This is a genomic window from Micromonospora sp. NPDC005298 (genome assembly GCF_040607375.1).
Lineage (GTDB): Bacteria > Actinomycetota > Actinomycetes > Mycobacteriales > Micromonosporaceae > Micromonospora.
In genome coordinates, this window is record NZ_JBEXGP010000030.1 from 56,055 (window position 1) to 63,145 (window position 7,091).

Below are 7,091 nucleotides of genomic sequence, written 5' to 3' on the forward strand. Positions count from 1 at the left end.
TCAGCTGCTCCACAGCCCGGCGGGCTCGTCGGGACCGTGCGGGTGCACGTGGTCGTGGTCGGGCTCCGCGTGGTGGCCGGCCGGGTCCGGCACCGGGCCGTCGTGACAGATGCCACCCTCGTGTACGACGACAGCCCGGCTGATCACCGGTCGCAGCGGGCCCAGCTCGTGGGCCACCAGCAGCACCGTCCCGCCGTCGCCGACGAAGTCGCGAAGCGCTCCGGCGAACGCCTCCTGGCTGGCCGCGTCCACCCCCGCGGTGGGCTCGTCGAGGATCAGCAGCTCCGGCCGGCCGGCAAGCGCGCGGGCGATCAGGGTGCGCTGCTGTTGGCCGCCGGAGAGGGTGGCCACCGGGTCGGCGGCCCGGTCGGCGAGGCCCACCGCGCGCAGCGCGTCGTCGACGGCGGTGCGGTCGGCGGTGCCCGGAGGACGGAGCAGACCCCGGCGGGCCAGCCGGCCGGAGGCCACCACCTCGCGCACCGTGGCCGGTACGCCGCCGCCAGCCCCGAGGCGCTGGGGGACGTACCCGATGCGTTGCCACTGTCGGAACCGGCGCAACGGCTGGTCGAAGAGGGTGATCGAGCCGGTGCTCAGCGGCACCAGTCCGAGTACCGCGCGGATCAGCGTGGACTTGCCGGAGCCGTTGGCGCCGAGCACCGCGACGACCTCCCCGGCGGTGACGGTGAGCGAGACGTCCCGGAGCACCGGGCGGCCCTCGTAGCCGACCGCCGCGTGCTCGACGGTGATGACGGGTGTGCTCACGAGCAGCTCAACGCCGTCCGCAGGGCCTGGAGGTTGGTACGCATCACCGAAAGGTAGTCGGCGCCGTCGCCAGCGGCGAGCCCTTCGATCGGGTCGAGCACGGCGGTCTTCGCGCCCACCTGACCGGCGATGGTCTCGGCGACCTTCGGGCTGACGAGCGTCTCGAAGAAGATCGTGGTGGTCTGGTGCTCCCTGGCCTCCTCGATGACCTGCGCGAGCCGCTGCGGGGAGGGTTCGACGTCGGGGCTCAGCCCGGTGATGCCCACCTGGTCGAGCCGGTACCGGTCGGCGAGGTAGCCGAACGCGGTGTGACTGGTCACGATCTCGCGTCGCTGGCAGGTCGCCAGGCCCTGGGTGAACTCGCCGTCCAGGGCCGTCAGGTCGGCGCGCAGCGCGGACGCGCGTGCGGTGTAGTCGGCGGCGTGGCCCGGGTCGGTCTCGCCGAGCCGCTGGGCGAGCTGGTCGCCGATGGCGGCCAGCCGGGTCGGGTCGAGCCAGACGTGCGGGTCCTTGCCGCCGGTGTCCTCCTCGGCGTGCCCGCCCGCGCCCTCGTGGTCGTGCTCGCCCGCGGTCATGTCCAGCAGCGGTTGCACGCTCGTCACGTCGAAGGTCCGGTCGCCGCCGTTCTGCGCGACGGCGTCGTCCACCGCCGGCTGGAAGCCCTTGAGGTAGACGATCAGCTCGGCGTCGCTGACCTGGCCGACCTGCTTGGGGCTGAGTTCCAGGTCGTGCGGCTCGGCGCCGGGCTTGGCGAGGTTGGTCACCCGCACGGCGTCGCCGCCGATCCGCTCGGCGAGGAACTGGAGGGGGTAGAACGCGGCCACCACGTCGACTCGTTGCGGGTCGGCGCCGGCGGCGCCCCCGGTGGAGCAGCCGGCACCGGCGCCCAGGGCGAGGAGGGCGGTCGCGGCGGCCAGGGCACGGGACGTGGCGCGGTTGGTCATGTCGTCAACTGTCCGTGGTAACGATAATGATTGTCAAAAACGCATGATTGCATGTCAGAGCAGCTTCGCCAGGCCCACCGTCACCAGCAGGGTCAGCATCAGCAGCCGGATCATCCGGGTCTGCGGCGCCTGAACCGGCCACGTGGTCGCCAACAGGGCGATCAGCACCGCCGCGAGCGCCAACGTCAGCAACCCGCCGATCACCCCCGGCGTGAAGAACGCCACCAGCACCACCACCAGGGTGAGCAGGAACACCGACGTCGGGTTCGCCCCGGCCAGACGCGCCAGCAGAGGGCGCTGCGTACGCTGCATCCCACAGACTCTACGAGGAGGAACCCCCGGTGCTGGTGACCAACCGGTTCGTGGTCGACGTCGATGTCGCCGACGACTTCACCGAACGGGCGCACGCCGCCCTCACCGCGCTGGCCGCCCGCCCCGGCTACCTGCGGGGCCAACTGGTCCGGGCGCTCGACGACCCCCGGTACTGGACCCTGCTCACCGAGTGGGAGTCGGTCGGCACCTACCGGCGGGCGCTGGGTGCCTTCGAGGTCAAGGTCAGCGCCGTGCCACTGCTCGCCGAGTCGGTCGACGAACCGTCCGCGTACGAGGCCCTGGCCAGCGCCGCGCCCGGCGGGGCCGTGGTGGTCGCCGAGAGTGATCGGGCTGCGGGTCCTTACCGCTGAGCCGGCGGACACTACGCTGCTCCTATGACCGCACCCGCCCCGCCGCCCGGTCCCGGTGTGGCTCCGCCGTTCGCCGCGCCACCCACCGAGGGCCGCCGGACCCGGCTCTGGATCGGCCTCGGCGTCGGCGCGCTCGCCGTGCTCCTCTGCTGTGGCGGGGGCGGCGCGGCCGTCGTCGGCCTGGCCGTCACCGGCGTGCAGGCCGTCCGCGAGCAGGGCCGCACCGTCACCGGCGACTACTACCAGGCACTCGTCGAGAAGAACTACGGGCGGGCGTACGACCAGCTCTGCGACGACGCGCAGCGGCGCGAGTCCCGCGCCGAGTTCGAACGACGGGCGGCCGCCGAGCCCCAGGTCGCCGCCTTCCGGGTCGGTGACGTGGACACCATCAACCTGGTGGTGCCGGTCGACGTGACGCTCGCCGGTGGCGACCGGGAGCAGCAGCAGGTCAGCCTCGGTCAGGACGGTCAGACCGGCGGCATGGAGGTCTGCGGGGTGAGCTGATCGGCCCCCGGTATTCTGCTGGGCTCGGGATGATGGTGGTCGTACCGTTGTCCCGAACCGACCGTTCCATCCACATCTCGCCCCCGCCGACCGCCAGCCGGCGTAGGAGGAAACATGCCAGTCGACCGTATCGACGCCGTCGTCAGTCTCGCCAAGCGCCGAGGCTTTGTCTTCCCCTCCAGTGAGATCTACGGAGGCACCCGATCGGCGTGGGACTACGGTCCGCTCGGCGTGGAACTCAAGGAGAACGTCCGCCGGCAGTGGTGGAAGACCATGGTCCAGCAGCGTGACGACGTGGTCGGCCTCGACTCCGCCGTGATCCTGGCCCGCAAGGTGTGGGAGGCCTCCGGCCACATCGCCGAGTTCGTCGACCCGCTCACCGAGTGCCAGTTCTGCCACAAGCGCTTCCGGGCGGACCACCTGGAGGAGGCGTACGCGGAGAAGCACGGCAAGCCGCTGACCTCGCTCGCCGAGCTGAACTGCCCCAACTGCGGCAACAAGGGCACCTTCACCGAGCCGAAGATGTTCAACGGCCTCATGAAGACGTACCTGGGCCCGGTGGAGAGCGACGAAGGCCTGCACTACCTGCGTCCGGAGACCGCGCAGGGCATCTTCGTGAACTACAAGAACGTCGAGACCGTCGCCCGCAAGAAGCCGCCGTTCGGCATCGCGCAGACCGGCAAGTCGTTCCGCAACGAGATCACGCCGGGCAACTTCATCTTCCGGACCCGCGAGTTCGAGCAGATGGAGATGGAGTTCTTCGTCGAGCCGGGCACCGACGAGCAGTGGCACGAATACTGGCTCCAGGAGCGCTGGAACTGGTACATCGACCTGGGCCTGTCGGCCGACAACCTGCGCCTCTTCGAGCACCCCGCCGAGAAGCTCTCCCACTACTCGAAGCGCACCGTCGACATCGAGTACCGCTTCCAGTTCGGCGGCACCGAGTTCGCCGAGTTGGAGGGCGTCGCCAACCGCACCGACTTCGACCTCTCCACGCACAGCAAGCACTCGGGCGTCGACCTGTCGTACTTCGACCAGTCCAAGAGCGAGCGCTGGATGCCGTACGTCATCGAGCCGGCCGCCGGTCTGACCCGCGCGGTGCTGGCCTTCCTGCTGGAGGCGTACGACGAGGACGAGGCGCCGAACACCAAGGGCGGCGTGGACAAGCGCACCGTTATGCGGTTCGACCCGCGGCTCGCCCCGGTCAAGGTGGCGGTGCTGCCGCTGTCGCGTAACGAGGCGTTGTCGCCCAAGGCGAAGGACCTCGCGGCGCTGCTGCGCAAGCGTTGGGTGGTGGAGTTCGACGACTCGCAGGCGATCGGTCGCCGCTACCGCCGGCAGGACGAGATCGGCACCCCGTTCTGCGTGACCGTCGACTTCGACACCCTGGACGACAACGCCGTGACGGTGCGCAACCGGGACACCATGGCCCAGGAGCGGATTTCCCTGGACCAGGTCGAGCGCTACCTGATCGAGCGCCTCCCCGGCTGCTGAGGTGCAAGGAAGGGCCCCTTCTTAACGCCTCAGGTATAGGAGGGGCCCCTTCCTAACTCCGTTGCTCTGCGAGCTGAGCTGAGCGGAGCAGCGGGGCTGACTCGCGTGGAGCGCCCGTACTCGATCAGGCCCTTGTGTGCTCCGGGCCGGCCGGATCGACGCGGACCCGGAGCGTGGCGCCGACGCCCTGCCGGGACTCGTACGCGTCCTCGACGGTTCGTCGGATGCGGTTCGGGTGGCGCCGTAGCTGTGCCGGCGTGACGTGCAGAACCAGGACACCGTGCCGGCTCAGCTCGTTGTGCCGCTCCAACGTCCGAGCCCAGTCGCTCGCGCTGAAGTGGTACTCCTGCGAATCGACCTCCAGCGCCACCGCCGAGTCGGTGAGGTACCCGTCCGGCGTCGGCAGCGTCGCCCCGTCGAGCGTACGAAGGCGGGGATTCCAGCGAATTTCCGGCAGGATCGGGCTGTCCGCCAGGCACTCGCGCAGCTCCGCCTCCGGAGCCGACCGGGTGCCGGCCAGGACCTCCGCGTACGCCATCCTGATCAGCGCGGTGCGACTGCGCCGCGCCCGGCGGATCTCCTCGTCAAGCCTGCCGAGGTCGGTGAAACCGCGCTGGACGGACTCGGCGACGATGGCCCGCACCGGGCGAATCTGCCGAAGGTCGCGAGCCGCGTCCACGACCGCCCGCGCCGGCGAGCACACCGGATAGGGCGCGCTCGACCGCGGCCAGGCGTCCAGTGCCAGGGCTCGCCGAACGACGGCGTAGTCCGCCGACCGGCGCCGTGCGTGGTGCGGCACCACCAGGTGTACGTCGTTGTTACGCGGAATCTGCCGGAACCCGTACCAGGCGAGCGCGGCCAGGCTGGTGAGCTGCGCCAGCGGCCCGGCGTAGAGCGCTGCGGAGATCCGGCGTTGTTCATCGGTCAGTACGCCCGTGAACAGGGCGTACGTCGCCGGCAGGACTCGTTGCCACTGGCCGCGCCGAGCCTGGCGGTACAGGTACATGTCGTCGTAGCCGGCGGCGAGCAATTGAGCTCGGGTGACGATGTGCTGTTGCCGCTCGGCCGTCGCCGCCAGCTCGGGTGGATATTCACGCATGGCCGCAGCGTGGCCGCCGGAATCGGGCCCTGTCCTGCCCGGTCGTTCAGCCTGTGGAAACTCCTGCCGGCTGTGGACAACTCCGTCGATCATCGCGGGGTGTGATATGCGTCGTGTAAGGAAGGGCCCCTTCCTATGCACCAGGCGTTAAGCAGGGGCCCTTCCTTACACTTGTGCGGTGACTGCCTTGACCGCGCCGCCTGCCTTGGGCCCTCTGACTCTCGGGCCGTACCAGGTGTGGCCGCCGGTGGTGCTCGCGCCCATGGCCGGGATCACCAACGTCGGGTTCCGCCGGCTCTGCCGGGAGCAGGGCGGCGGCATCTACGTCTGCGAGATGATCACCACGCGGGCGCTCGTCGAGCGGAATCCGAAGACGCTGCGCATGATCGCGTTCGGCGACGACGAGAAGCCCCGCAGCCTCCAGCTCTACGGCACCGACCCGGAGATCACCGCAGCGGCCGTGCGCATCGTCGTGGAGCGCGACCTGGCCGACCACATCGATCTCAACTTCGGCTGCCCGGTCCCCAAGGTCACCCGGCGGGGCGGCGGCGCGGCGCTGCCCTGGCGCCGTCGGCTCTTCGCCCGGCTGGTGACGGCCGCGGTCGCTGCCGCGTCGCCGGCCGGGGTGCCCGTCACGGTGAAGATGCGCAAGGGCATCGACGACGACCATCTGACGTACGTCGAGGCGGGGCTCGCCGCGCAGGAGGCCGGCGTCGCCGCGGTGGCCCTGCACGGGCGTACGGCCGGGCAGCGGTACTCGGGCACCGCCGACTGGGACGCCATCGCCACGTTGAAGCAGGCCCTCGACGTGCCGGTGCTCGGCAACGGTGACATCTGGGAGGCCGACGACGCGCTGCGGATGGTCGCGCACACCGGCGTGGACGGCGTGGTCGTCGGGCGCGGCTGCCTGGGCCGGCCGTGGCTCTTCGCCGACCTGGAGGCCGCCTTCAACGGCCGGCCGGAGCGGCGACTGCCCAGCCTCGGCGAGGTGGCGGTGACCATGCGCCGGCACGCCGAGTTGCTGGTGGACCAGTTCGTGGCGGGTGCCCGCAACCCGGCGCGGGGCGAGCGGGACGGCTGCACCGACTTCCGCAAGCACGTCGCCTGGTACCTCAAGGGTTTCCCGGTCGGCGGTGAGCTGCGCCGTTCGCTCGCGATGATCGAAAGTCTGGCCCAGCTCGACGACCTGCTCGGCAAGCTCGACCCGGCCGAGCCGTTCCCGGTGGCCGCTCTCGGCCAGCCGCGCGGGCGGACGAACTCCCCGGGCAAGGTTTCCCTGCCGGACGGCTGGCTGGCCAGCCGGGACGACGACACCGTCCCCGAGGGCGCCGAGATGGACGACTCCGGCGGCTGATCGAGCCTCTGACCGATTGGGCGGAGACGCCCGGCGGCCACCCTCCTCGGTCTCGTGGCGCTCGGTCCTTCCCGGCGGCGCCTGACGAGGCATGGACAGGGCCTGGTCATGCCGAAAGGGCCGGGCCCCGTGGTGGGGTCCGGCCCTTTCGCGTTTGTGTGTGCTGGTGGTCAGTTGGTGGCGTAGCCGCGGGTGGCGATCCAGTCGGCGAGGTGCTCGACGGTGATCCAGTAGGAGGCGGTGTTCGGGTT

The 7,091-nt window shown here is 70.9% G+C and carries 8 protein-coding genes and 1 pseudogene; 4 read left to right on the top strand and 5 right to left on the bottom strand.

Going from position 1 to position 7,091, the window contains the following annotated elements; genetic code table 11:
* The 3 genes from ABZS77_RS27430 to ABZS77_RS27440 are packed head-to-tail and all read right to left on the bottom strand — an operon-like array spanning position 1 to position 2,018.
* On the bottom strand, positions 1–762 hold the full coding sequence (locus ABZS77_RS27430; RefSeq protein WP_354828588.1) for a metal ABC transporter ATP-binding protein: 762 nt from the start codon (positions 760–762) through the stop codon (positions 1–3).
* Positions 759–1,706 carry a metal ABC transporter substrate-binding protein gene (locus ABZS77_RS27435; RefSeq protein ID WP_354828591.1) on the bottom strand — a complete coding sequence of 316 codons (948 nt, stop codon included), beginning with the start codon at positions 1,704–1,706 and terminating at the stop codon, positions 759–761. Before ABZS77_RS27435 ends, ABZS77_RS27430 begins: the two co-directional genes overlap by 4 nt.
* Before the next feature lie 54 nt (positions 1,707–1,760).
* A complete protein-coding gene (locus ABZS77_RS27440; RefSeq protein ID WP_354828594.1) occupies positions 1,761–2,018 on the bottom strand; it encodes a hypothetical protein in 258 nt (85 codons plus the stop codon).
* Positions 2,019–2,047: 29 nt separating this feature from the next.
* Between ABZS77_RS27440 and ABZS77_RS27445 the strand changes: the two genes are divergently transcribed.
* The 3 genes from ABZS77_RS27445 (at position 2,048) to ABZS77_RS27455 (ending at position 4,387) form a co-directional block, all read left to right on the top strand.
* Complete coding sequence (locus tag ABZS77_RS27445) at positions 2,048–2,389, top strand: antibiotic biosynthesis monooxygenase (RefSeq protein ID WP_354828597.1); 342 nt, start codon at positions 2,048–2,050, stop codon at positions 2,387–2,389.
* A 24-nt stretch (positions 2,390–2,413) separates the two neighbouring features.
* A complete protein-coding gene (locus tag ABZS77_RS27450; RefSeq protein WP_354828599.1) occupies positions 2,414–2,893 on the top strand; it encodes a hypothetical protein in 480 nt (159 codons plus the stop codon).
* 114 nt (positions 2,894–3,007) lie between these two features.
* The gene (locus ABZS77_RS27455) at positions 3,008–4,387 is read left to right on the top strand and encodes a glycine--tRNA ligase (RefSeq protein ID WP_354828601.1); all 1,380 of its coding nucleotides are present in this window, start codon (positions 3,008–3,010) and stop codon (positions 4,385–4,387) included.
* A 124-nt stretch (positions 4,388–4,511) separates the two neighbouring features.
* On the opposite strand, the gene ABZS77_RS27460 is transcribed toward ABZS77_RS27455, so the two are convergent.
* The gene (locus ABZS77_RS27460; RefSeq protein WP_354828604.1) at positions 4,512–5,486 is read right to left on the bottom strand and encodes a type IV toxin-antitoxin system AbiEi family antitoxin domain-containing protein; all 975 of its coding nucleotides are present in this window, start codon (positions 5,484–5,486) and stop codon (positions 4,512–4,514) included.
* 187 nt (positions 5,487–5,673) lie between these two features.
* On the opposite strand from ABZS77_RS27460, the gene dusB reads away from it, so the two are divergent.
* Positions 5,674–6,840, top strand: coding sequence for a tRNA dihydrouridine synthase DusB (dusB, locus tag ABZS77_RS27465; protein WP_354828618.1), 1,167 nt, complete (start codon positions 5,674–5,676; stop codon positions 6,838–6,840).
* 170 nt (positions 6,841–7,010) lie between these two features.
* On the opposite strand, the pseudogene ABZS77_RS27470 reads toward dusB, so the two are convergent.
* Positions 7,011–7,091: pseudogene (locus ABZS77_RS27470) on the bottom strand (phytochelatin synthase); the annotation flags it as partial.

Excerpts from the sequence above, each read along its gene's own strand:
- ABZS77_RS27435 (WP_354828591.1), bottom strand. The coding sequence starts at position 1,706 with ATGACCAACCGCGCCACGTCCCGTGCCCTGGCCGCCGCGACCGCCCTC.
- ABZS77_RS27440 (WP_354828594.1), bottom strand. The coding sequence starts at position 2,018 with ATGCAGCGTACGCAGCGCCCTCTGCTGGCGCGTCTGGCCGGGGCGAAC.
- ABZS77_RS27450 (WP_354828599.1), top strand. The coding sequence starts at position 2,414 with ATGACCGCACCCGCCCCGCCGCCCGGTCCCGGTGTGGCTCCGCCGTTC.
- ABZS77_RS27455 (WP_354828601.1), top strand. The coding sequence starts at position 3,008 with ATGCCAGTCGACCGTATCGACGCCGTCGTCAGTCTCGCCAAGCGCCGA.
- ABZS77_RS27460 (WP_354828604.1), bottom strand. The coding sequence starts at position 5,486 with ATGCGTGAATATCCACCCGAGCTGGCGGCGACGGCCGAGCGGCAACAG.